General features: G+C 31.3%; 20 protein-coding genes. 7 read left to right on the forward strand and 13 right to left on the reverse strand.

The window, feature by feature from the left end; all coding sequences use genetic code 11:
- Positions 1–25: 25 nt before the first annotated feature.
- From HNQ03_RS13420 to HNQ03_RS13445, 6 genes are all read left to right on the forward strand, one after another.
- On the forward strand, positions 26–1744 hold the full coding sequence (locus tag HNQ03_RS13420; RefSeq protein ID WP_173780208.1) for a glycoside hydrolase family 3 protein: 1719 nt from the start codon (positions 26–28) through the stop codon (positions 1742–1744).
- Positions 1745–1779: 35 nt separating this feature from the next.
- Positions 1780–2913 carry an N-acetyl-alpha-D-glucosaminyl L-malate synthase BshA gene (bshA, locus tag HNQ03_RS13425; RefSeq protein ID WP_173780209.1) on the forward strand — a complete coding sequence of 378 codons (1134 nt, stop codon included), beginning with the start codon at positions 1780–1782 and terminating at the stop codon, positions 2911–2913.
- Positions 2914–3155: 242 nt separating this feature from the next.
- Entirely contained in the window at positions 3156–3533 is a 378-nt protein-coding gene (locus HNQ03_RS13430) for a GxxExxY protein (protein WP_173780210.1), read from the forward strand.
- A 95-nt stretch (positions 3534–3628) separates the two neighbouring features.
- Positions 3629–4894, forward strand: coding sequence for a DUF2851 family protein (locus HNQ03_RS13435; RefSeq protein WP_173780211.1), 1266 nt, complete (start codon positions 3629–3631; stop codon positions 4892–4894).
- 1 nt (position 4895) lies between these two features.
- Complete coding sequence (locus HNQ03_RS13440; RefSeq protein WP_194305194.1) at positions 4896–5132, forward strand: PspC family transcriptional regulator; 237 nt, start codon at positions 4896–4898, stop codon at positions 5130–5132.
- A gap of 24 nt (positions 5133–5156) precedes the next feature.
- Positions 5157–5669 carry a GNAT family N-acetyltransferase gene (locus HNQ03_RS13445; RefSeq protein ID WP_173780212.1) on the forward strand — a complete coding sequence of 171 codons (513 nt, stop codon included), beginning with the start codon at positions 5157–5159 and terminating at the stop codon, positions 5667–5669.
- Positions 5670–5676: 7 nt separating this feature from the next.
- On the opposite strand, the gene HNQ03_RS13450 is transcribed toward HNQ03_RS13445, so the two are convergent.
- The 3 genes from HNQ03_RS13450 to HNQ03_RS13460 all read right to left on the reverse strand — a co-directional run bounded on the left by HNQ03_RS13450 (position 5677) and on the right by HNQ03_RS13460 (position 8128).
- The gene (locus HNQ03_RS13450) at positions 5677–6408 is read right to left on the reverse strand and encodes an SIMPL domain-containing protein (protein WP_173780213.1); all 732 of its coding nucleotides are present in this window, start codon (positions 6406–6408) and stop codon (positions 5677–5679) included.
- A 64-nt stretch (positions 6409–6472) separates the two neighbouring features.
- Positions 6473–7285 (reverse strand): hypothetical protein, encoded by an 813-nt coding sequence (locus tag HNQ03_RS13455; protein ID WP_173780214.1) that lies wholly within the window; start codon positions 7283–7285, stop codon positions 6473–6475.
- A gap of 303 nt (positions 7286–7588) precedes the next feature.
- On the reverse strand, positions 7589–8128 hold the full coding sequence (locus HNQ03_RS13460) for a hypothetical protein (protein WP_173780215.1): 540 nt from the start codon (positions 8126–8128) through the stop codon (positions 7589–7591).
- Between the two features lie 142 nt (positions 8129–8270).
- On the opposite strand from HNQ03_RS13460, the gene HNQ03_RS13465 reads away from it, so the two are divergent.
- On the forward strand, positions 8271–11453 hold the full coding sequence (locus HNQ03_RS13465) for a UvrD-helicase domain-containing protein (RefSeq protein ID WP_226927520.1): 3183 nt from the start codon (positions 8271–8273) through the stop codon (positions 11451–11453).
- Positions 11454–11508: 55 nt separating this feature from the next.
- Here the strand turns inward: HNQ03_RS13465 and HNQ03_RS13470 are convergent, their stop codons facing one another.
- From HNQ03_RS13470 to metF, 10 genes are all read right to left on the reverse strand, one after another.
- Entirely contained in the window at positions 11509–11967 is a 459-nt protein-coding gene (locus tag HNQ03_RS13470; protein WP_173780217.1) for a Spy/CpxP family protein refolding chaperone, read from the reverse strand.
- Positions 11968–12123: 156 nt separating this feature from the next.
- A complete protein-coding gene (locus tag HNQ03_RS13475) occupies positions 12124–13149 on the reverse strand; it encodes a hypothetical protein (protein WP_173780218.1) in 1026 nt (341 codons plus the stop codon).
- Between the two features lie 195 nt (positions 13150–13344).
- On the reverse strand, positions 13345–15999 hold the full coding sequence (locus tag HNQ03_RS13480; protein WP_173780219.1) for a 4-alpha-glucanotransferase: 2655 nt from the start codon (positions 15997–15999) through the stop codon (positions 13345–13347).
- Between the two features lie 153 nt (positions 16000–16152).
- A complete protein-coding gene (locus HNQ03_RS13485; protein ID WP_173780220.1) occupies positions 16153–17322 on the reverse strand; it encodes a T9SS type A sorting domain-containing protein in 1170 nt (389 codons plus the stop codon).
- Positions 17323–17469: 147 nt separating this feature from the next.
- Positions 17470–18705: a hypothetical protein gene (locus tag HNQ03_RS13490; protein WP_173780221.1), complete on the reverse strand. Its 1236-nt coding sequence runs from the start codon at positions 18703–18705 to the stop codon at positions 17470–17472.
- On the reverse strand, positions 18706–20742 hold the full coding sequence (locus HNQ03_RS13495; protein ID WP_173780222.1) for a hypothetical protein: 2037 nt from the start codon (positions 20740–20742) through the stop codon (positions 18706–18708).
- Between the two features lie 15 nt (positions 20743–20757).
- Positions 20758–21426 (reverse strand): hypothetical protein, encoded by a 669-nt coding sequence (locus HNQ03_RS13500; RefSeq protein WP_173780223.1) that lies wholly within the window; start codon positions 21424–21426, stop codon positions 20758–20760.
- Positions 21427–21493: 67 nt separating this feature from the next.
- Positions 21494–22960 carry a cysteine--tRNA ligase gene (cysS, locus tag HNQ03_RS13505; RefSeq protein WP_173780224.1) on the reverse strand — a complete coding sequence of 489 codons (1467 nt, stop codon included), beginning with the start codon at positions 22958–22960 and terminating at the stop codon, positions 21494–21496.
- A gap of 531 nt (positions 22961–23491) precedes the next feature.
- Entirely contained in the window at positions 23492–24157 is a 666-nt protein-coding gene (folE, locus tag HNQ03_RS13510; RefSeq protein WP_173780225.1) for a GTP cyclohydrolase I FolE, read from the reverse strand.
- A gap of 292 nt (positions 24158–24449) precedes the next feature.
- Complete coding sequence (gene metF / locus HNQ03_RS13515; RefSeq protein ID WP_173780226.1) at positions 24450–25406, reverse strand: methylenetetrahydrofolate reductase [NAD(P)H]; 957 nt, start codon at positions 25404–25406, stop codon at positions 24450–24452.
- Positions 25407–25662: the final 256 nt, after the last annotated feature.

Genomic DNA, 25662 nt, shown 5'->3' on the forward strand with positions numbered 1-25662 from the left:
TTTTGTTTGCATTCAAATTTTTAAAATGAATAAATTTTTTCTTACTGTTATATTATTTTCAATTTATAATTTTCAACCTATTTCTGCGCAATATCAGCCTAAAAATTGGACTTCTGAACAAAAAAAAGAAGCGAATAATTGGGTTGATAAAACCTACAATTCACTATCTCAGGAAGAGAAATTGGGACAACTTTTTATTGTGGCTTTGTATACCAACAAAGGCGAAGATTATATAAAAAATGTGAGAAGCTTGGTGCAAAACGAACAATTAGGAGGTTTAATCTTGATGCAGGATGATGCAGAAAGAGAAATAAATCTATTAAATGAATTTCAAAAGGCCTCAAAAGTTCCCATGCTGATTGGGATGGATGCAGAATGGGGTTTGTTTCAAAGAATTCCTACTGCCAGAAAATTGCCTTTCGCCATGACTTTGGGAGCAATACAAGATAAAAAATTAATCTACAAAATGGCAGCAAAAATTGCCGAAGATTCCAAAAGAATGGGCATTAATTGGGATTTTGCACCCGTTGTAGATGTAAATACTAACCCAAATAATCCGATTATTGGCAATAGAAGTTTCGGTTCTGAAGTGGATAATGTGGTGAAATCTGCCGAAGCATACAGCAATGGTTTGCAAGACAATAATATTTTGGCGGCCATCAAACATTTTCCTGGACATGGAGATACTTCTACGGACTCTCATTTAGATTTGCCGGTAGTTTCTCACAATTTAGATAGATTAAATAAAGTAGAACTTGCGCCTTTCAAAGCTCTGATGGATAAGAATGTAGGCGGAGTAATGATTGCACACCTTTTCGTACCCGCATTAGAATCTGAAAAAGGAATTCCAGCGTCTTTGTCTAAAAAAATTGTGACAGATTTATTAAAAGAAAAATATGGCTACAAAGGTTTAATCATAACTGATGCTTTAAATATGGGAGCAGTTGCGAAAAAATACAAACCAGGAGAAGTAGATGCATTGGCATTTAAAGCTGGAAACGATATTATGCTTTTTTCTGATGGCGTGAAGGAAGGTAAAAGATTAATACAAAAAGCGATTGATAACAATGAGATTTCTCAAAATCGTGTAGAAGAAAGCGTAAAAAAAATACTTTTGACAAAATACTATCTCGGTTTGAATACATATGAAAATCGAAATCCTGCAAATATTAATAATGATCTGAACACAGAAGCACACCAAATTTTAAACGAAAAATTGTATGCAAATGCCTTAACATTAATAAAAGATGAGAAAAAACTCTTGCCTTTAGATTGCAAGCAAACCTATTACTATGTTCCGTTGGAAGAAGGACCTTTCCAAAATTTTGTAGATCAATTGAATCTAAGCACGACTATAATTATAAAAAAGCCTTCAGAAATTTCTACAATTCCAGCAATTGCTACGGTGATTGTTGGTTTTCACAAAGATAATTCTACTGCTTACAAACCTTACAAAGTATCAAACGAATCTAAGATAATCCTCGCAAATATTGCCAAAAAAAATAATGTAATATTAGAAGTTTTCGGTTCGCCTTATGCTTTGAAAGATGTAAACCTCAACAATATTTCTACGGTTTTGGTGGCTTATGAAAACAATGATGATTCTTTTTCTGCGTCTGCAAAAGCTTTAGTTGGGAAAACAAAAATTTCTGGAAAGTTGCCAGTTTTGGTAAATGAAAAATTGAAAGAAGGAATGGGAATGGATTTGAATGCCACTTCAAAAAGTTTTTTCAAGACAAAATAAATTTCAAACGTTAATTAGCTTTTAAATAAAATAAAATGAAAATAGGAATTCTCTGCTATCCAACCTACGGCGGAAGCGGAATAGTAGCCACAGAATTAGGAATGGCACTCGCAGAAAAAGGCTACGAAGTACACTTTATAAGTTCTGCGCTACCAGCAAGATTGGATGTTGCGAATCCCAATATTTTTTTTCACAAAGTAAATGTACAAACGTATCCGCTTTTTCAATATCAACCGTATGATATTGCACTATCATCGATGATATATCGAGTGGTAAATTTATACAAATTGGATATTTTGCATGCGCATTATGCAATTCCTTACGCTTATGCAGCCTTCACGGCGAAGCAAATGTTGAAAGAAGAAGGCAAAGATATTCCTTTGGTAACAACGCTTCACGGAACAGATATTACCTTGGTTGGGCAACATCCAAGTTACAAACATGCGGTAGAATTCTCTATCAATCAATCTGATACGATTACGTCGGTTTCAGAAAGTTTGAAAAAAGATACTTTGCAGAAATTTCAAATAAAAAAGGAAATTCAGGTTATTCATAATTTTATCGATAATTCTGAATTTGAAGAATTAACGTTGTGCGCCAGAAAGCAATTGGCAAATGACGACGAGAAAATATTGATGCACGTTTCCAATCTTCGCCCTGTAAAAAGGGTTTCCGAGGTTTTAGAAATTTTCAAAAATGTAGAGAAAAAAATCAAATCTAAATTAATCATCATTGGTGAAGGTCCAGATATGGAAATCATTAATGCATTTTTGGAAGAAAATCCAAACTTGATGGATAAAATCCGACTAATGGGAAAGGTGAATGATCTCTATAAAATTTTGGAGCTTGCAGATGTTTTCATTTTGCCTTCCGAGCAAGAAAGTTTTGGTCTTGCAGCTTTGGAAGCAATGGCAGCATCAACTCCTGTTATCAGTTCCAATGCAGGTGGAATTCCAGAGGTAAATATACAAGGAGTTACAGGGTTTTTAGCAGAAATAGGAAATGTAGAAGCAATGAGCAATTACACGTACAAACTTTTAAGTGATGAAAATCTACTTGCCGAAATGAAGAAAAACGCAAAAGTACAAGCAGAAAAATTTGATCTACAAAATATTCTTCCAATTTATATAAAGATGTATGAGGAAACTTTAGAAAGGTTTAAAAATTAATTTTGTTTCTCGCAAAGTCGCAAATATTTTTCGCAAAATGCGCAAAGATTCTGAAAATGAAAAGGCGCAAACTTATAGTTGTAAAAAGTGAAAATTTTTTCTCGCAAAGTCGCGAATGGTTTTTTTCGCAAAAACTACGGTGATTAAGAAAAATAAAAGTCGATATGTTTTGTAAAAGAAAATTAAATGATAAAAATTAAAGTCTTTCTCAACATAATTCTCTAAATTTATTTAAAAAAGAAATGACCGAAAATGAACTATCGAATAAAATTATTGGTGCTTCAATAGAAATTCATAAAACTTTGGGTCCAGGATTATTAGAATCTGCCTATAAAATGGCTCTCTTTTATGATTTGCAACAAATGGGATTGGAGGTTAAAAGGCAAGTTGCAATGCCATTCAAATACAAAGAAATAAATTTAGAAATTGGTTATAGAATTGATATTCTTGTAGAAAGTAAAGTTATTATAGAGTTAAAAGCCGTAGAAAATTTGACACCAACTCATTTTGCGCAAACTTTAACCTATTTAAAATTATCTAATTTAAAACTCGGCTTACTTCTAAATTTTAATGAAAAATACCTAAAACATGGAATACAAAGAGTTGCAAATGGATTATAAAAGAAAATTGAACGTTAAACTTTGCGGCTTTGCTTTCTCAGAATCTTTGCGCATTTTGCGAGAAACATTGCGCCTTTGCGAGAAAACAAACTAATATGAACGAACATCTTCTACAATACCTCTGGAATTACAAAGTTTTCACCAACTTTCCTTTCTACGATACAGATGGAAATCTTGTAGAGATTTTAGATTTCGGGAAATGGAACAAAAATTCTGGTCCAGATTTTCTCTTCGCAAAGATTAAAATAAATGATGTAACTCTTGCAGGAAATATAGAATTACACGTAAAATCCAGCGATTGGATTTTCCATCAACACGAGGGAAATCCTGAGTTTGAAAATTTAATTCTACACGTAGTTTATCAAGATGATATAGAAATTGCAGAATTCAAACAAAAAAATATTCCAACATTAGAGCTCAAAGATTATATTGATGAAAGTTTAATCGGCAAATATGCCTCGTTATGCACAGAAAATCAATTTATCCCGTGCGAAAAAATTTTCACGAAATCTGCGATTCCATTTCAATTTGAAGAGGAAAACCTACTAAGAAAATTAGACGAAAAATCTCTTGAAATAGAATCTCAATTAAGCAAAAACAACAATGATTATGAAGCTGTTTTATTTCAAAATCTGGCGTATGCATTTGGTTTAAAAGTGAATGCAGAAATTTTTCAGCAAATAGCGGAAAGTTTAGATTTCAAAATTATTAATAAAATTAAAAACAACAAAACTCAATTAGAAGCACTTTTGTATGGAGTTTCATCTTGGCTAGAAAATCCGGAAGATGAAGAAATGAAAATATGGAAAAGAGAATTTGATTTTTTGAAAACCAAATATCAATTAAATTTACACGCATTTCATCCAAAATTTTCAAGATTGCGACCGCCAAGTTTTCCTACAATCAGATGGTCGCAATTGGTAGATTTGTACCATAAAAATGCTTCTTTATTTTCGAAAATTATAGACGCAAAAAATACTGAAGAATTGTATGCAATATTTTCTAAGGTAAAAGCTTCAGAATATTGGGACAATCATTTTAACTTTGGTAAAATTTCTAGCGTTGAAAATGAAAAAATAATGACTCAGGATTTTATAGATTTGATTATCATTAATACCATATTACCTTTAAAATATACCTATCACAAAAATTTTGAAGAAAATATTGCTGAAGATATCTTAAAATTTTATTCCAATATTTCTGCCGAAAAAAATACAATCATCTCTTCTTGGAAAAATTTAGGCGTGAAGATGAGTTCCAGTTTAGAAACTCAAGCTTATCTTTACCATTACAAAAATTTCTGTTTAAAAAAAGATTGCTTAAATTGCAGTATAGGATTTAAATTATTACAAATAAATTAAAATGAGAGAACCAAAAATCATTAATAAACTTCGGCATGAAGTAGAAAAAGAATGGTTTGGTGTGCTTACAAGAATGGGAACAAAATTGGGAATTCCTGTTTCTAAATTGCGCGTTTTTTTCATCTATTCTACCTACGCAACTGCCGGTATTTTCTTTATCATCTATCTCACAATGGCTTTTATGCTTTGGGTGAAAGATATTTTCATCACGAGAAGACCAAGCGTTTTTGATCTATAATTATTAAATATTCTTCTACAAATTATGGAATTCATCCAAATACAAGATGCTACTAGTGAAAGAGCTGAAAGAATTTACTCACATTATAGCCAAACATTCCCCGAAGATGAAAGGCGAGATTTAAAACAATTCTCACAGCTTTTTGAAAATAAAAATGTTGAAATATTCGGCATTTTTTTCACCAATAAATTTGTTGGTTACTCTATAATTTGGACCTTATCCGATTTCAGTTTTATGGAGCATTTTGAAATTTTCTCAGAGCATCAAAATCAAAATTTTGGAAGTACTTTCTTGAAAAACATAACAGAAAAACATCCTCACCTCATCTTAGAAACCGAACCAAAAGATTTGAATGAAGATGCGCAAAAACGCATAAAATTTTATGAAAGAAATGGCTTTTTCATCTTGCAAGAAGATTATATACAACCTCCATATTCTGAAGACAAAAAACCTATAACACTCTGGTTGATGGCAAATTACCATCCTCAAAAACTAGAATTTGTGAAGGAAAATATTTATGATGTAGTTTATAGATAGACAATAATTAATCTACTACATACTCCAATTTGATGGTAATACTAGCTTCTTTTTCTTTAGAAGTTGTGTTGTACGTTCCGCCGTAAGAATAATCTTCGTTAGAATTTGGCGCCGTTATCTGGATTACTCCCATCGTTGCTTTCTTCAAATCTCCCAAATCTGCACCAGCATTTTCGGCAATTTTTTCTGCACGCTCTTTTGCATCTTTTGTAGCATCCGCAATCATTTCTTGTTTCACATCTGCCAGTTTTGTGTAGAAATAATTGGGAGCAGCAGATGTAAATTCTATTCCAAGGTTGATGATTTCTGTTATATTTCTAGAAAGATTTTCAATTTTTGCAACATCTTTACTTTGCAATGCAATACTTTGAGAAAGTTGATATCCTGCAAAAGTTTGCGAACTTCCGCCATCTGCATTATTGTTATAATTAAATTGCTTTTGAATATCTACCGCAGAAAATACAATATCTTTCTTTGGAATTCCTTGGGAAACCATGTACTTTTCAATCACTTTTCTGTCTTCTGCCAACTGATCGTAAGCAGATTTTAATTCAAAACTATTTCTAGAAAAATTTCCCGTCCAAGAAATTAGATCAGAAGTAAATTTTTTGCTTCCCAAACCTGTAACCGAAATGGTATTATCAGCTTTATTCCTATTTTTAATAGCATTTCCCAAAAATGCCAAACCTATTATAAAACCTGCAGAAGCAACTGCAATAGCGATGATATTTTTATTCATGATTTAAATTATAATCTAATAAAATTACAATTTTATTTTGAGTTCATTAGATTATTGTCTAAAATTAATTCCACCACAAACCATTTTGAGTATTCTTATCTTTTAATTGAAGCTTATTCCCATTCTTTTTAGAATCGTTTGGAATATTTTTTTTGTAATCCACAATTTTACGAAATGCCTCTTCCCGAAATCTAGCATAATCTGAACCGCTGCAAACGCCGTATTTAGTAATATTTTTACGTTCAAAATTTCTCAGAACGTAGAAGATAAAGGTCGGGATTTCTGCAACTTTTAATTTTAGCTCATTTACAAAAAATTCATCCGTGAAAAATTCTCGGAAATCTCTGCTTAAATCAATATCATCCCATTGAGAACTTATTTTTCCAACCGAAAAACCTGGACCAACTGTTTGTACAAAATCTCCCTTCTGTGGTGCCATTACTTCTGGCGAAGATTTCTTTCGAATATATTTCGCCATATCATCATCAAATTTCAAAATCTTTTCTGATTTGCCAAAATGATTGGCATCTTTATTTACATCTCCCGTTATTTTGTACTTAATTTCTACTTCCTCAATATCATAAGGAATAATTTCTAATCGAATTAAAAAACTTTTGGAAATATTGGTCGCATTTATTTTTACAGAATTTCTATTGTATCTTTCTTTGGTGAATCGAATCTCGTCTCCAACTTTTGCAAAAATCATGAAATTTCCATCATCGTCTGAAATTGCGGTTTGTTGATTAGAAATATTAATGATGGAAACACCTTTTAATTCTCGTTGATCTTCCGACAAAACTTTGCCAAAAACATACTCTTGCGCAGCAGTTTTTGTTTGAATTAAAAATAGAAATACAAAAAATAAAGTTGTTTTCAAGCGTGTAATTTTATCAAAAGTAAATTTAAAATAGATATCAAAAATTTTATTTAACCAGAATTAACTTGATTTAATAATTTTTGTGAATTTCTATTTAAATTTTTTGATTGTTTTTAACCTTAAAATCAGATATAACTTTGAGAGATTGCATTTGAAAACGTATTAAATCCTTATTATCGCAAATACCATATTTTACAATTAAAGAACGCTCAAAATCTTCGAATACAAATAATACAAAACTCATTATTTGATATTTTTTCAATTCTAAATCTACTGTAAAAAAATCTTCGGGAATCATCGTTATTAAGTAGTTATAAAATCTAAATCGTCCCAGGCTGGTTTAGATCCACCAATAGAAAAACCTTCACCTATTGGCTGTACAAATTCACCAGCTTTTGGTGCCATTGTTGCAGCATCAGATTTTTGCCTCAAATATTTTCCCATATCCGTCTGTAATTTTAGCACCTTTTTAGTTTTCCCGAGATTGCTTCCATCTTTATTTACATCTCCTGTTATTTTATATTTAATTTCCACTTCCTCAATATCGTAAGGAATAATTTCTAATCGGATTAAAAAACTTTTGGAAATATTGCTGGAATTTATTTTTACAGAATTTCTATTGTATCTTTCTTTGGTGAAGCGAATCTCGTCTCCAATTTTTGCAGAAATCATGAAATTTCCATCATCGTCTGAAATTGCGGTTTGTTGATTAGAAATATTAATGATGTAAACACCTTTTAATTCTCGTTGATCTTCCGACAAAACTTTGCCAAAAACATACTCTTGCGCAGCAGTTTTTGTTTGAATTAAAAATAGAAATACAAAAAATAAAGTTGTTTTCAAGCGTGTAATTTTATCAAAAGTAAATTTAAAATAGATATCAAAAATTTTATTTAACCAGAATTAACGTGATTTAATAATAATTAAGAAATCTATACAAATTAATAGAAAACAAAAGACAAAATTCAATTCAAAAATAATTAAATTGCAAGGTAAAATTATATCTATGGAAAATTCTTATTCGGTTATTCACGCTTCTGCAGGTTCTGGAAAAACCTACAATTTGGTGCAAAGAATTTTGAGAATTTGCTTGCGATATCCAAATTCGCACAAAAACATTCAACATATTTTGGCGCTAACTTTCACCAATAAAGCAGCGAACGAAATGAAGGAAAGAATTTTAAATTGGTTGACGCTTTTTACTGCAGATAATTACAAAGATTGTGATGAATTAATTTCTCTGCAAAAAGCTTTGATAAAAGAAGAAAACATCCATATCACGCTAGAAGATTTACATCAACGATCTCAAAACCTGCTAGATTATGTGCTGCACAACTACTCCATTTTGCAGATAGGAACGATTGATAAATTTAATGCAAGATTGGTGAGAAGCTTTTCCAATGAATTGGGTTTGGCAAAAAATTTCAATTTAGAAATTAACGCAAAGCCTTATTTGATGGAAGCTGTAGACAAAATGCTGGATAAAGTGGGTGGAGACAATCCTGAATTGACCACAACATTATTGGATTATATTCAATACCAAATGGATCAAAACGAGCGTACAAATTTGAATAAAACCTTCTACAAATCTGCGGAAAAATTTTTGAGCGATATCCATTACGAAGAACTCAAAAAAAATAAAAATTTTGATGGCCGCGAATACGATCTTTTAAGAAATAATTTAATAAAAGAAATAAAAAATTATACACCAGAATCTGTAGAAATTGCAAAAAAATCATTAGAAATAATTGAAAATAATGGATTAGAAATTAGCGATTTTTCCGGTGGAGTTAATGGAATTGGTGGTTTTTTCAATAAAGTATTGAAATTTTACGACGGAAATTCTAAAACTTTTCCAATTCCGGGAGATGAGGAAAAGGCAAATATTAATTTTGATAAAGGAGCACCGGCAAAATCTAAAAACAAAGAACATTTAATTTTTGGAATTTTAGAAGAATTAAAAACCAACAGATTACAAATAATTTCTAACCACATCTCTTCCATAAAAAAAGAGAAAATATTGCAGGCACTTTTGCCAATGAAAGTGCAGCAAGATATACAGCGAGAATTGCAACTTTTGGAGGAGGAAAAAGATATTGTGCTTCTATCTAAAGTAAATACACTCATCAACGAAAATCTAAGCGAAGAACCTTCAGAATTTATTTATGAAAAAGTAGGAACACAATTTCACCATTATTTTTTTGATGAATTTCAAGATACATCCATCATGCAGTGGCGAAATTTTTTGCCATTGAGAGATCATACCATTTCTTCCAACAATACCTCTTTTACTTTGGTTGGCGATCCGAAACAAAGTATCTACAGGTTTCGTGGTGGTGAAAGTAAAATTTTGCTAGACATTATCAACGGAGAAAAGAACGTGCTAAAACAAGCGGAAACCATCGTATTAGAAGAAAATTATAGAAGTGCAAAAAATATTGTTGCCTTTAATAATGAATTGTATGAGTACATTTCTAAAAATTTAAAACCAGAACATGCGCATATTTTTGGCGAAAAATCTTTTCAAAATGCTATTTCAAAAAATGCTGGTCGCGTTCGTATTAATTTTATAGAAAATGGTGTGAAGGAAGAATTTTATGCTTCTGTAGCAGAGAAAATGCAAAACGACATTCAAACTGTTATCGATTTTGGCTATCAATTTTCTGATATTACTATTTTATGCCGTGGGAAAAATGATATTTTCAATTATTCTAAATTGTTAGGAAATTTAAAAATTGTAGAAAAAGGAGAAGAAAAATTAATTAAAACCATCTCTGATAGTGGATTAACGCTCGAACTTTCTAGCACCATAAAAGCCGTAATTTCTTACTTGCAATGGGAAAACAGTCCGAAAAACTTACAGTTTTTGGTGATGATGATGTATTATTTGAAAGATATTGGCAAAATTGAAGCAGAAGATTTCACTAAAGATATGGCAGAACTTTTAAAATTAAAAAGCAAAAAAACCATCGGAAAATTCATTGATGAAAAATATAAAATCAAATTGTTTCAAGATGGTTTCCCGCAATTTAATTTGTACAATTTTATAGAATTTTATGTCCACGAATTTTCTATGGAAGAAAAAGAGACAGATTTCATTCTAAATTTTCTAGAAATGGTTTACGGTTTTACTCAAAATACAGGGGCAACATTGAAAGATTTTCTAAAATTTTGGGAAGAAGATGGTAGGACAAAAACCATACAAGCCTCTGAAAACTTGAATGCTATACAATTGATGACTATCCATAAGGCAAAAGGTTTGGAATTTCCGATTGTACTTTTGCCAATGGAAAACTCCAACAAAGATGGAGATTTCAACGAATGGTTTGAGACGGAAATGAGCGACACATTAAAATCTGTAAATCTAAAAGCATTTAAAGATTCTGTGGATGTTTATGATGAAAAAGTTGCCTATTTTAATGCAAAAAATACCTACGAAAACCTCATCGATCGATTGTGTATACAATATGTAGCCACTACAAGAGCAGTAGATCAGATGTTTTTTTATATTGAAAAACCATCGGTAACGCAAAAAGGTGAAAACGAGAGTAAGATTGAAATTTACCAGTTTCTTCAAAATAAAAACGCAGGAAATGTAGAATCTTTTGATTATTTTGAATTGGAAAAAGATGCTAATTTAGACAAGAAAATTAAAAAGGAAGATCAAAAATTTGCCACAAAAAAAATAGAACATTTTAATAAATCTCATGAAAAAAGCGCGTCTATTAAAATTGCTACTCCCTCTAAAAATTACCAGACAAGAAATGAAAAAGTGAGATTAGGAATTTTCGTGCATGAAATTTTGGCAAAAATAAATGATGAAAAAGATGTGAATTTTGTGCTAGAAAAATATTTATTGGAAGGAATAATTGATATCAATCAAAAAAATATTATTGAGGGAAACGTGCAAGAAATCATCAAGAAATATCCTAATTACTTTGGTGCCAATTTAGAAATCATCAATGAAAAAGACATTATGATTACGGAAAACGGATTTCAAAAAATTTACAGACCAGACAGATTGATAAAAACAGAAAAAGGCTACACGATTGTGGATTTCAAAACTGGGGAAGAAAAAGAGAAGGATATTCAACAGGTAGAAACTTATGGAAAAGTGCTAGAAAAATTGGGTAAAGTTGTGCTTGGAAAAGAAGTGGTTTACATTTAAAGATAAAAAAAAGAGCGAAAAATTTTTCGCTCTTTTAGGTTTAATTATTTAGAAATTAAGAATTTCCTGCTTCCATTTTATTTTTTCTCATTTTCCCTTTCCCATCTTTTCTATTCTCTTTTCTTTTTTCTTGGTTTGCCATTTTTTCCGATTCCCATTTTTTGTACTGGTCTGGAGTAAGGACTGCTTTCATTCCGGCATTCATCTTGTCTTTTTTGGCTTTCATTTTTTCCTTAGAAGCCTTTCTCATCTCTTTGTTCTTCTCCATGTCCTTATCTCTATCAGCTCTCATATCTGCATGCATCGCTTTGATTTTTGCAACTTGAGCATCACTCAGATTTAGATCTGTTTTCATTTTCGCGAAATGAACCTCTTGGTTTTCCGCTCTTTTCTCTTTCATTTCGGCTCTTTTAGCTTCCATTTTTGCTTTTTGCTCTGGCGTTTTTGGAGTTTGTTGTGCCATTGCGAAAGTTCCGAAACTTGCTAAAGCAAGTGTAAAAATTAATTTTTTCATTTTAGTAAAATTTATATATTAATATTGTTATCAGTCTTTTGGATGCGTAAAAAAGACGATAGTTAAAAAGGTAATTATTAAAGTTTTGTTAAAATAAAAATTCAAAAAAAAATCGTTTCCATTTCTGAAAACGATTATTGTTTTTGTCATTACAAATTATCTTCTTCCTGAAGAAGATCTTGTTCCTGCGGAAGAACTTGATTGAGAATTTGATGAACTTCTTTCTGCATTTCCAGAACTTCTTGTTGATGAACTTCCTTCTGATCGTACAGAATTAGTATTACTGCTAGAAATTGTGGTACTTCTTCTTGGTTCTACACTGCTACTATTTCTAATTCTAGGTTGCTGTTGTACAGCTGAAATTGTAGTTGCTTGAGTAGAATAATCTCTGGTTCTTGGCTGCTGTGTTGCAGTTTGTAATCCATTGTTTCTTCTTGTACTATTATTTCTAACACTATTTTGAGCTACTGTATTTCCAGAATTTGAATTTCTAAAACCATTATTACTTCCAGAATTATCATTTGTATAATTTGCATTTCTTTTGCCATTTTCTACAAAGCCATTGCTTACATTTCTGCTTTGTTTCCATCCGTAATTGTTTCCTACAGACTGATGGTATTGTTGGCGATTTACTCTATATAAATTAATGTTGATGTTTACATAGGCAGGTCTCACGCGGAAATTATTTCTGTAAAATGTATTACGTCTATTATTATAATATATCACAGGATTGAAACCATCATAATATCTATTTTGAAATACTACATAAACGCTTGGTCCCAAAATTCTCTCCATCGCGAAATATCTATCATAGTACCATCTTTGTGGATTTGTTCTATAATAAGAATTCCAAACATTATAGGAATTAAATTGATTATTAAGATCCAAAATTAAGCTTATTTGTCTTCTGGATAGATTGTACTCGCGGAAAAAACGACTCCAGTTGATCATTTGCAAACTTTGGCGATAATCATTGTAGAAATCTCTGTAATATTCGTTTGAGTAATAGTCTTCTGGATATTCGTAATAATAATCATCTGGAAAATATCCTTCACCATTATTATTATAACCATTGTTACTATAATTGTTGTTATTTTCATTTCCCCAATCGTTATTTGGGTAGTTTTGGGCGGAAAGTACAGTAGCAAAGCAAACAGACAATCCAAGTAGTAAATTTTTCATTATAATTCTATTTTAATTGTTAATACTTTTAACAATAAGAAAAGTGTGCCAAATTAAATCTGAAAATATATGTAAAGCATTGTCAATAAGAGTTTTGCACAACTTCTAATACTTTGATTGTATAAAACGAAAAAAGTTAAATCTTATGATCTAACTTTTCTCGCTTTGCTATTTAAAGTAATGATAATCAAATAGTTAAAACCTTCCAGAATCTACAACCCAAGCTGCAATTTTATTATTAAATTTTTCAGAAGTAAGTAAATCTGTTACATTTAAGTGCATCCTATATTTCCAATTATGTGGAAAAATTGCGGGATTATTAATTCTCTCATCATTCAAATTAGGATTTCTTAATTGAAAATCTGTGGCAAAAAATTCTTGAATCGGGAAAATTGCAAGCATGGCATTGTTGTACAAATGCTGTTTCAAAATCATTTCTGCAATCTGTGGTTCCAAATCAGAAGGTGCAGTTCCCCATTGTTTTAATTGTGTAGAAAAGTAATTTTGCGTTATATTCCTATCTTCATTCCACCATTGGCGAAGCGTGGAGCTATCATGCGTTGAAGGTGTAACAACATTAAGATATGTAGTGTTTTCTGGGTTGGAAAAAGGGATATTTTCGGCGGGCATTCTTTGTACTTTCAAAGCAGTGATTCCCAAAGTATTCATCACTTCTGGCATGCAAGCTGGTACCAAACCAAGATCTTCACCACAAATAAGCATTTTTGTAGCATTTAGAATGATTGGCAATTTTTCTAAGGCATTACGAGACCATAGTTTATCTTGTCTTACAAAGAAATAATCATGGTAAATTCTATCTAATTGTTGTTTTTCTCCGTTGGTTAAATATTTATAAGAATTTGTTTTATTAAGATTAAATCTTGGGTGAAAAACTTCTACACCCTCTTTTTCTTCAATTAAAAATAAAACATTAGCACAAAGAGACAACATCTTTTGTTCTAAATCTTCGTTAGGATTATCTGTAAAATAATCTGATATTTTCCTTTGGGTATTTACTTCTTCATTAAAAGAATAATGTCCATGCTCAGAGATTTGTAAAAATTTTGTTTTCACAGTGTCGCATTCTTCTCCAAATATATCCCATAAAATTTCATCATTAATAAAAGGATTGCAAAAGCGATCTTTATTAAATTGAATTCCATGCGCTATAAATTCTTTTGTAGTTACAGGAATTGCAGGATTAAAATACCCTAAAACACCTTGAACCGAAGAGATTGGCATTCTCCAGATTCTGAAAAACCCAAGAATATGATCTATTCTCATGGCATCAAAATATTGTTCTAAAGCTTGGAATCTATTTTTCCACCAAAGAAAACCATCTTCTTTCATGGCTTCCCAATTGTAGGTGGGAAATCCCCAATTTTGGCCAAGATCTGAAAACTGATCTGGTGGTGCTCCTGCTTGAAATTCCATTTCGAAAAGATTTGGCTCCGTCCAAGCTTCTACGGAATGTCTGTAGATACCGATAGGTAAATCTCCCTTTAAAGATATTCCTAAATCATGCAAATAATCTACGGCTTCCTTTAATTGCAAATGCAATTGAAATTGCACCCAAGAATGAAGCATTGCATTCTTAAAATTTTTATTTTTCGGGCTGAAAAATGGCGAAATTTTTCCTGCTATATATTTTTTATGCGTTTTCCATTTTGTAAAATCTGCAGTTTTATACAAATCTCTTTGTACACAAAAAGCAGAATAGGGCAAAAGCCAAGATTCGTTTTCTTTAATAAATTTTTTAAAATTCTTATCTGCCAAAATTTTTGTTTCATTTTCTTCAAAAATTGTAGAAATATATTTCCACTTTCCGGCTATCATTTGTTCGAAATCTACCGCAGAATTTTCGTTTAAAATTTCTCTCTCTGCTTCAAATTGTTGCATTAGTTTCTTCGGGATTGGAAAATCTAAGGCATCAATTGCCAAATATTGTGGATGCAAAGCAAAGATAGAAATTGCGGAATATGGGTAGGAATCCGTCCAATTATTGTGCGCAGAAGTATCATTAATTGGTAAAATCTGTATTATTTTTAACTTGGTTTTTGCAGACCAATCTGCCAAGCTTTTCAAATCTCGAAATTCGCCGACACCAAAACCTTCACTATTTCTTAAAGAAAATACAGGAACCGCAACTCCAGCAGCATGATACAATTGGTAAGATTTGAAATGAAATTGATGATCAGCTTTTATCAATAAGACTTCTTCCGCCAAATTTGATGGGGCAAATCTATTATTACCTGTTTCTAACTCTAAGATTTTCCCAGATTTAGAATCTAAAATTCCATACTTATACTGTATATTATGCTGATCTTCTATATTTAAAGGGATTTCCCAAACGCCTAAAGTGGTTTGTTTCATGCAAATTGCATTTTCATAAAGCCAATTACCCAGAGTTTTGGAATTTCCTATGATTGCAATTTTCCAGTCGGGATTATAAATCGGGACTTCTATGCGAAAAAGATGCGTATGTTTTTTAAGAAGAGAAACTTTTTGTGGTTTGAAATTTTGAAACTGATTCTGCAACACCTTATTATTTAGATAATTTTCAGGGAAATTCTTCAGATTCCAAACATCATAGATATGATATTCTTTTATATTGTGTGGAAAAACAAGTTGATGCGCAGAGAATTCTTCGTCTAAAACAATTCCATCTTGATTGATAATTTGATAAATATATTTAATAGATTTAGAATAATAATCTGCTTCTACTTTCCATTCGCCATTTTCTGCATATTCCAACGGGAAAATTTTATCTTCATAGCCATCTTCCTTTATAACTATTTGTACTTTTTCTCCCAGTTTTGTTCGGAAATTTAGGCTAAAACATAATTTCATAATCGTAGTTTTTGTAGAGTGCAATTTACTTATTTTAAAATAAAACGTCGACTTTAAAAGACTCAGACATACTTAAATAGGTCAAAATTGAGCCGTAAAAAACCTTCTCAATTAAAACTAAGAAGGTTTATTTATTAAAAAAAATATTCAGTATTATTTTTCAATAATAATTTTAGTATTGAAAATTGTATTTCCACGAGTATCGCTTATGTTTACGATATATACTCCTGCGTTGTAATTGCTTAAATTAATTTTGAATTCAGAATTATTTCTAATCACATTGATGTTTTGTTTCATCAATTTATTCCCCATATAATCTGCTAATTCTACTTTTAGATTGCCTTTCACATTTTCATTATCAATTTTAATATTGAAAAATTGCTGATTTACTTTTGTAGGATAAATTTCTATACCAGAGATAGTATTATTTGTAGCAGAAACTGGTGCATCATTTAAGAAATAAGCGCTTGCCAAATCATAAATTGGCATTTTGAAATCACCAGAAACTGCTTTTGCTTCTAAAGATTTAAAATTAACTTCATACAAACCTTCACCTTTAGCATTCCCTACGATAATGTTGCCTGCAGCATTTATTGCCGCTCCATTTGTGGTATAATTTGCAGGTAAACCAGAAATTTTTCCTACAAATTCCGAGGACAAACTGCCCAAATTAATTTTAAAAATATTGTTGGTTGCAGAAATTACGTATAAATTATTTGCTGCATCTGCGACCATATCTCCACCAAAACCCGTCATCATTACTGATAAACTAATTTCTGGGTTTGCAGAAATATCTTTGATACTACCTAGATCTTGAACGGAATATCTGCCATTTTCAGAAGAAACTTTGACTAGTTGAGAGCCAGAATTGCTCATTGCATAAATATTACCATCATTTGTAGCCGCCATTCTTGTAATATGCGAACCAATATTGCACGCAACACTTTTTATGGCTTGATTTTCTACCAAAGTAATTTCTTTTGTACGATTGTTCATCACATAAATATTGGAAGAAAACATCGGCACAAAGACCAAAGAATTAGTTTTCACATCCAAAGCTAAAGAAGCCATGGAAGCAGTTTGGGAATTGTGAATAGAAGCTTTGGATTCTGTAAAATTGCTTTGCAAATTTTGCGAAAATACTTTTGGCGTAGATTGTTCTGTGAAAAATATTTCTCCAGAAGTTCCTTTTGTAAGGTCTAGAGCGCGCAAATCATTAAAAACAATTTGTGGAACTTGCTTTCCTGTGATTGCGAAAATCTCTTGAGCATTTGTTTGGATTCCTAAAAAAGCCAAAATTGCAGGGAATAAAAATTTTTTCATAGTATATTTCTTAAGCGTTTAAAAATTATTTTAGATGCCCTAAGTTACATAATATTTAATTTATTTCACAATTTATTAAATTATTATTTTAAATTTTAAAAATATATTGCGAAAAGAAGATAGATTTTTAAAATTTTTTTTGTGAAATTACCGCAGAATTAGCGGTAAATCTCCCTTCTTCATTTTTAACTTTAGATAATAAATATCAGATTTATTGCCGAAGAATATATAATCTAAATTTGAAAGAAGATCTTTTTCATTTTTGGTAAAAGAATTGAAGGATTTTAATACCAACGGATCATTTTTAATAAATATAAAATTTTCTTCATATCTATTTGATAATTCAACTGGATTTTTCGTCGATTTTATGAGGATATTCTCTCTTTGTTTATTGATAAGATTTGGTTGAAAAGGAATTAATGTAAATTGACTTTTATCGTTGATCCATTTTTTATTATAAAGATATTTCCAGGTTTCTTCAAGATTATCGCTTTGAAGTGATATCGCGTAATTGGGTTGAATAATTTTCTGAATAGCCACTTTTTCTATCTCATTAAAATCATCGTCATAATCGTAGGTTACGATGCTATCATTCACTTCTTTTAAAGTTGCAGATGCTTTTAAATAATGTATTTTAGAAGAATCTACACTTTTTATATTAAAAAAAGAAGCAGCATTTTCCATGTTTTTTTTATCTAATTCTATTTCTAAAAATGGATGATCAACTTGAATTTTGGAAATAAGAGCCGCTAAAACTTCTATATTTTTGCCTTTTTTAATCTCGATAGCATCATCATTTAATTCTATAGAAAAATTGCTGAAACCCTTTTCGGAAACTAACGAGAAACTTCCTATTCCATCACCCATAAATTGGTCTGCATTGAAGTAACGCTGTATTTCTTTCTCCTTTAGATGATTGTTAATATCACCAAAAGCTTTGTCTGCGGTTCCAAAAATGCAGTATTCGCCTTCTATCTTTAGAAAAATATTGTCTTTTTGAAATTCATTTTCAGCTTTTTTTGTAAACTTTTTATTATCTAAAAAAGCTACAAATTTTACTTGATCTTTTATTTCCAAAACGGAATACCATTGTGAAAATCCAGTATTTTTCAGATGGAAAACTTGAATGAAATCTGGTATTTTTAAGCCAGAACTTTTGAAAGAAAATTTACTTTCACCTTCTTTTTTATCTTTAAACCACTGCGATGGGTGGTTTGCAAAAGCATAAATGTACTGTCGAGATAGGTTTTTCACATCTATTACAACGATTGCATCTGCATTCGCAGGAATATACTGCAAAGTTTTATCCTTTTGAAACAGCAGAAAATAAATGGCTGCAATAGCAATCAATAAAAACAGAAAAATAAGTTTATTTCTTTTCATCTACATGATTACAGGTTTTTTTTCTGCCTCGTTAATTTTGTAAATTTCTTCAAAAAGATCAAAGAAGTACATCAAGCTATTTTCCGAGGAATTTTTAATTTTATAATTCATTTCTGTTTGTATGCTTTCTCCTTTTGCCTCTGTTTTAAAATGCAATTCGCCAATATTCTTTTTGATGGCGTTGATTGTTTTTACATCCGATCCAGTTTTGAGTTCATTATCCAAACCTGTAATTAATTTTTGCATATCCAATCTTCCAGACATTGCATATTGCGAAGATTCTTTTGCCCAGTTTTTAGATGCTATCGTTTGATTTTTGGGTGTCAAATTTTCTATAGATGTAGTCATGTACACGATTCCGTCTTTTACAGTGAAGTACATATTATCAATAACATCGTTGCTTTTTTCATTTTTGAATGCATAAACATCTCCATTTTTCGTAAATTTTTTCTTCAAATTTTTGTTCGTTATCAAAAGATTGAAAACACGGTTCCAATATCCTTCATTTTCTGTTGCGAAGGCAAATGTAAAATTAGGAACGGCAATTTCTTTGGTTTTTTCTACTTCTTTTTCATCATAACTATCTTCATCATAGATGTATTCTGTATATTTTACGGTTTTATTTTTCAGTTCGTTCAAAACGAAAATCCCATTTCCGGGTGCAATTTTGGAAATAGCCTCTTCATCTAAAATAATTTTCATTGTTTCCATGATGAGTTGCATTTCTTTCTGATATTCCATATCTCCTGCATCTTGTACAAAACCATACATCAAATCAAAATATTTGCTACCATTAAGGTTCATAGAATAGTATCCAATGTTTTCATCATTAATAAGTGCAGCTAATTTTTCATTTACTTTACCGTTATAAATATCAGATATCCCTTTTTGAATCTTCGCATCTTTATGTTGATAGTTGTTTACCAATCTCACTTTATCATTATCAAAATAAAGGTTGTAAGAACTGTTAGAATTGTACATCTTCATGAAAAGCCCACCAAAGTCATTCATATTCATAAGCTTGCCATAAATTCCTTCATTCAAAATTTTTCCATAATCTGTATATACAAAAACATCTGATTTGGCATCTCTAAATGCAATCATTTCTTTTGGAACCTCAATTTCTAGGTTGGAATTAAAAAATTCATCAAACTTTTTCACAGAAAGAATCTTCACCATTTTAAAATTTTCTCTTTGTATGGAGTCTAGTTCTTTTTGGTATTCTTTTTCATACGCAATATCTTCCTCGGAGTAATTTTCTTCTTCTTCTGTGTAAGCTTCTTCACTTGCTCCGTATTCTTTATCATCAATTGCTTCTCTATCACCAGGATATTGTTTGTGCTTTTTTAAATATCGGATATCTTTTTTTGTTTGTGCAATGCTTTTCTTATTATCCTTAATATTATCTTTTAAATATTTGATATTCTCTTTTAATTGATCAATCTCATATTTGTAATTAAAAGGCGCATCAACATAGGCGGAATCAACCATTGCGTACGCTTCGTCTTCCATTACAGATGTGCTATCTACGGCATAATCATCATCGCCAAAGATGTTATCTTTGTTTGGTTTGGAGTAGCTTATAATACTAAGAGCAGCACGATTTCCATTCCAAGCGACAGACATTTCATCACTAAAATTTACGTAAGAGTACTTGCTTTTTTTAGAAATTTCCAAACCTTCTTTTTTGCTAGAATTGATAAATTCTTGAAATTTAGCCTTATTGTCTATTACGAAATAGGTGGTATAAGATTTCACAGAATCATTGATGGTTGCATAATGAAACTGGGTCGCATCATATTTAATTCCGGTTTTTGCAAAATCATTCCAAGAAGCTTTTCCATTTTTATTTTCCGTCAATTCTTTCATGAACGGCGTTAATTTCTCCCAGTTCAACTTTTTATCAAGTTGTTTTCCGTTTATTTCCATATAGAATACAGCATCCGAGGGAATTTTCATTTTTTGCTGGGCAGAAATAAAAACAACACCAAAAAAGAGAAGTATAATTTTTGGTATTTTAAGTAAATTTGATTTCATATTTAAATGTAAAAATTATTGAAGTATAATATTATTTTGAATCAGCTTTTTCTCTAAAATAAAATCCAAAATATTGCCTTCCAACTTAAGCGCTTTTTTGTTGGGAGAAAGAAGATAAGAACTGTTTGATTGAGATTTTACAGTATTTTCAAATTGTAAAACGGAAGTATATTTTGCATTAGAAAATATCTCTTTGTCTGCTGTACTCATCTTTTGATAATCTGATTTAAAGCTATTAATTTTGTTTCTAGAAAAGATTTTTTTAGCTGAATTTTGGCTGTAAATCTGTGTAGGAATAGTTTTGCCAATTATCTTTTTGCCTTTCAAATGTTCTAAACCAGCGTTGATATTTTCAATATTTTTGAAATTGCAACTTAATTTTAAAATATAGTTATCAAAATCCATGGAAGTTTTCACGTTAGAGATTCCCGACGTAGCTTTAAAAATTTTACCTGCTTCAGCTATTTTACTTTCCACTTCCGCTTTTTTCGGCACTTTTTTTCCATTGATGGTTTCCATTTTCGAGATGGAAGCAATTCTTGTCTTGCTCTTACTTCCGTTTAAAATTAGCGTATATTCTCCAGAACCATCGGCTTTTACGCTTGTTTTTTCAAGAATATCAAAACAACTTGTGAGGAAAAATAATGGAATTAAAAATAGGCAAAGTTTATAAATAAATTTCATAAGTGTATTTTGAATTTGGTGAAGATAGGAAAGCTTCATTTCTTTGTAAATGTAAATATTTCTTTATCTACAAAATCGAATAACTAGTGCCATCTCTACCATCTTTCAACTCAATACCTTCGGCAAGAAGTTTGTCGCGAATTTGATCCGAAAGTTCGAAATTTTTAGATTTTCTAGCTTGATTTCTCAATTGTATTAAAACTTGCAAGGTTTGATCTAACTTCTGATTGTTGCTTTCCTCAATTTTTTGCAAACCGAGAACATCAAAAATAAATGTATTCAAATATTTATGTAAATTTTCTAAATCTATTTTACCAATGGTTTCTTTGCCATCTTTTAATTTAAAAATAAAAGAAACTATTTCAAATAAATGTGCTATCAATATTGGTGAATTGAAATCGTCCGCCAAAGCTTCCGCACATTTTATTTTCCAATTTTCCACATCAAAACTAGACGTTTCAGATTTTGAAATATCATTATTTTCTAAAATTTTAATCGCCTCCATCAGTTTTTGATAGCCTTTTTCACTTGCAACCATGGCTTCGTTAGAAATATCTAAAACGCTTCTATAGTTTGCCTGCAGAAAATTAAATCTCACAATACTTGGATGAAATGCTTTTTCAAAAAATTCGTTTTCACCAGACATTAGTTCTGCCGGAAGAATATAATTTCCGGTAGATTTGCTCATTCTTTGTCCATTCATTGTCAACATATTGGTATGCATCCAATAATTAACGGGTGAAAATCCATTGCTCGCTTTTCCTTGGGCAATTTCGCATTCGTGGTGGGGAAATTTAAGATCCATTCCTCCTCCGTGAATATCAAACTTTTCTCCTAAATATTTGGTACTCATTGCTGTACATTCTAAATGCCAACCAGGAAAACCTTCTCCCCAAGGTGAATTCCAACGCATGATGTGTGCAGGTGAGGCCGCTTTCCAAAGTGCAAAATCTTGTGGGTTTTTCTTTTCAGATTGCCCGTCGAGCGTTCTGGTATTTGCTAAAAGATCTTCGATATTTCGGTGAGAAAGTTCGCCATAGTTTAATCCTTTCTCGTTGTAAGCTAAAACATCAAAGTAAACAGAACCGTTTATTTCATAAGCAAAACCGGTTTTAATTAATTTTTCTGTCAATTCAATTTGCTCCAAAATGTGGCCAGTTGCAGTTGGTTCTATATTAGGTGGCAAAAGATTGAAATGCTCCAAAACTTTGTGAAAATCTATGGTATATTTTTGCACAATCTCCATTGGTTCCAATTTCTCCAAGCGAGATTGCTTCACAAAACGATCGTTATCTACATCTCCATCATCTGTTAAATGTCCGGCGTCGGTGATATTTCGAACGTATCTTACATCAAAACCGAAATATAATAGCGTTCTGTAAATAAAATCAAAAGACATGAATGTCCGTACATTTCCGAGGTGCACATTGCTGTAAACGGTTGGTCCACAAACGTACATTCCCACTTTATTTTCGTGGATTGGTTTGAAGATTTCTTTTTCGGAAGTAAGGGTGTTGTATATTTTTAGTTGCATAATTTGTTTAATTTTTATTTAATCTTGTCAGGACTGAAATTTTGAGAAGGTTATTTTAGTATGTAGTTGATGCTTTATAGTAATCTATCTAATCTAAAAATATTTATTATACTTTCTCAATTTTATGAAATATTTTTTTTAAATAGGAATTATTGATGTAAAACAAAATAAGTGCAGTTGAAAAAATATTATTTACAATAGTTTCATTTTGCCAATTTAAGATAAGAAATATGATTAATGCTAGAGGTAAAAAAAAACTTATTTTTTCAAGATAATTAAAAATCAAATTAAAAAAAGATCTAATTTTTATTGGTATTGCAAGTGTTATTTCATCTAATATAAATTTAAAAACACCTGCAATTGTAAATAATGTAATTACTAAAAATATAATAAGTCCGAAATTCTTACTAATTTCTATTATGTTTTTAAAATTTAAAATTGTTAACCCAAAAACCGCCAAAAGTAAAAATATTTGCAAATATTTATTCCAAAAAAGAATTAAAAAATCTTTTCTATCCATTAAATTTCAAATTAATCAATTCTACTATGATTTCCCACATAATGCAGAAACTCTTGTCTTGTAATTGGGTTGGTACGGAAAATTCCGCTTAATTCTGCGGTGATGGTAGAACTTGCAGTATCTTTTATACCGCGGCAATTTACGCAGAGATGTTTTGCATCAATAATGCAGGCAACATCTTTGGTTCCTAGAGCTTCTTTCAGCGCATCTACAATTTGCATCGTCAATCTTTCTTGTACTTGCGGACGTTTTGCGTAATAATCTACGATTCTATTAATTTTTGAAAGACCAATAACTTCACCATTAGAGATATAGGCAACATGAGCTCTCCCGATGATTGGCAAAAAATGATGTTCGCAAAAAGAATAAACGGTGATGTCTTTTTCTACCAACATTTGTCGGTATTTGTATTTGTTGGAAAAAGTAGAAATACCGGGTTTATTTTCTGGTAAAAGTCCGCCAAAAATTTCGTTTACAAACATTTTTGCGACACGTTTTGGGGAATCTTTCAAAGAATCATCCGTCATATCCAAACCCAAAGTGTGCATGATTTCTCCAAAATGATGCTGGATTTTTTCTATTTTTTCTTCGGGGGAAAGTACGAAAGCATCTTCGCGAATTGGCGTGTGCTCTTTTCCCGTGAAAATATCGTCGTCGTTGTCTATGAAATCGTTCATTTTCTTGCTTGTATTATGCAAAAATAAGGATTTTTGTTGAGAATTATTTCTTAATAATTTTGAACTTTCAGAAATTATCCCAGGGATTTTACGGAATTTGACAGATCAATTCACAAGTTTGGCTCATTCTTATATTGTTAAAATCTTCATATCAAAGCAAAAATCTGCGCCCCGACTTGAGTGGAAATCCTTTTTGTGTAGCGTAGCGGAACAAAAAGATTGGGAACGGAAGCCGGAAATGTGCGCCATAACAAAATTTTAAAAATACATTGGATGACATTAAATTGGCGATTTAAAAAAGTTCGCTTGCAATTTTTTTAATATTATCACTTTTTCCCATGGAATAGAAGTGCAAAACATCTACGCCATAATCCAACAATTCTTTGCATTGAGAAATGGCCCATTCTATACCGATTTCCTTTACGGCGGCATTATTTTTTGCGCCATCTATTGCAGAAATTAGATCTTCTGGCATATCTATATTGAAAACTTGGGGCAAAAGTTTGAGGTGTTTTTTGGTTGCAATTGGCTTTATACCGGGAATTATGGGAACAGTGATGCCTGCTTCTCGTGCAATTTCTACAAATTTGAAAAACTTTTGGTTATCAAAAAACATTTGCGTTACTACGTAATCTGCTCCTGCATCTACTTTTTCTTTCAGCCATTTGAGATCGTAATTCATAGATGGCGCTTCCAAATGTTTCTCTGGATAACCGGCAACGCCGATGCAAAATTTGTTGAAATCTGACGGTAAATTTTCATCATGCAGATATTTTCCACGACCAAGATCATTCATTTGATGCACCAAACCGAGCGCATTTTCATGTCCACCTTCGGAAGGTGTAAAATATTTTTCGCCTTTCATGGCATCTCCACGCAAAGCCATCACATTATCTATGCCCAAATAGAGACAATCTACCAACAGATATTCAGTTTCTTCTTTGGAAAAGCCGCCACACAAAACGTGTGGAACAGTATCTACATTGTATTTATGCTGTATAGCGGAACAAATACCCAAAGTTCCGGGTCTCATTCTGGTGATTTTTCTTTCCATCAAACCGTTGCCTTTGTTGATGTAAATATATTCTTCTCTAGAAGTGGTAACGTCTATAAATGGGGGTTTAAATTCCATCAAAGGATCTATATTTTTGTAGAGATCTTCTATTCCGCTCCCTTTTTCTGGCGGTATCACTTCTAGGGAAAAAAGGGTTTTTCCGTTGGCGTTTTTTATGTGGTCTGTGATTTTCATTTTATATTTGTCTTTGCGAGGAATGAAGCAATCTCGCATTTATTATTTAATAATTTTATTTTTGCAGACATTTGGCTTTGTTGAATGTCTATCTTTTATTTTTTTGGGCAGACATTTCCGCCTTCCGTTCCCAACCTGCCTGTCGGTAGACAGGTCTTTTTCGCTCCTCGTTTCCTAGTCACAAAAAAGGATTTCCACTCAAGTCGGGCTGCAATTTCGTTTGTTTAATAAAATTTTCGCCAGTTTAAAAAGTTTC

Source organism: Frigoriflavimonas asaccharolytica, from assembly GCF_013294015.1.
GTDB lineage: Bacteria > Bacteroidota > Bacteroidia > Flavobacteriales > Weeksellaceae > Frigoriflavimonas > Frigoriflavimonas asaccharolytica.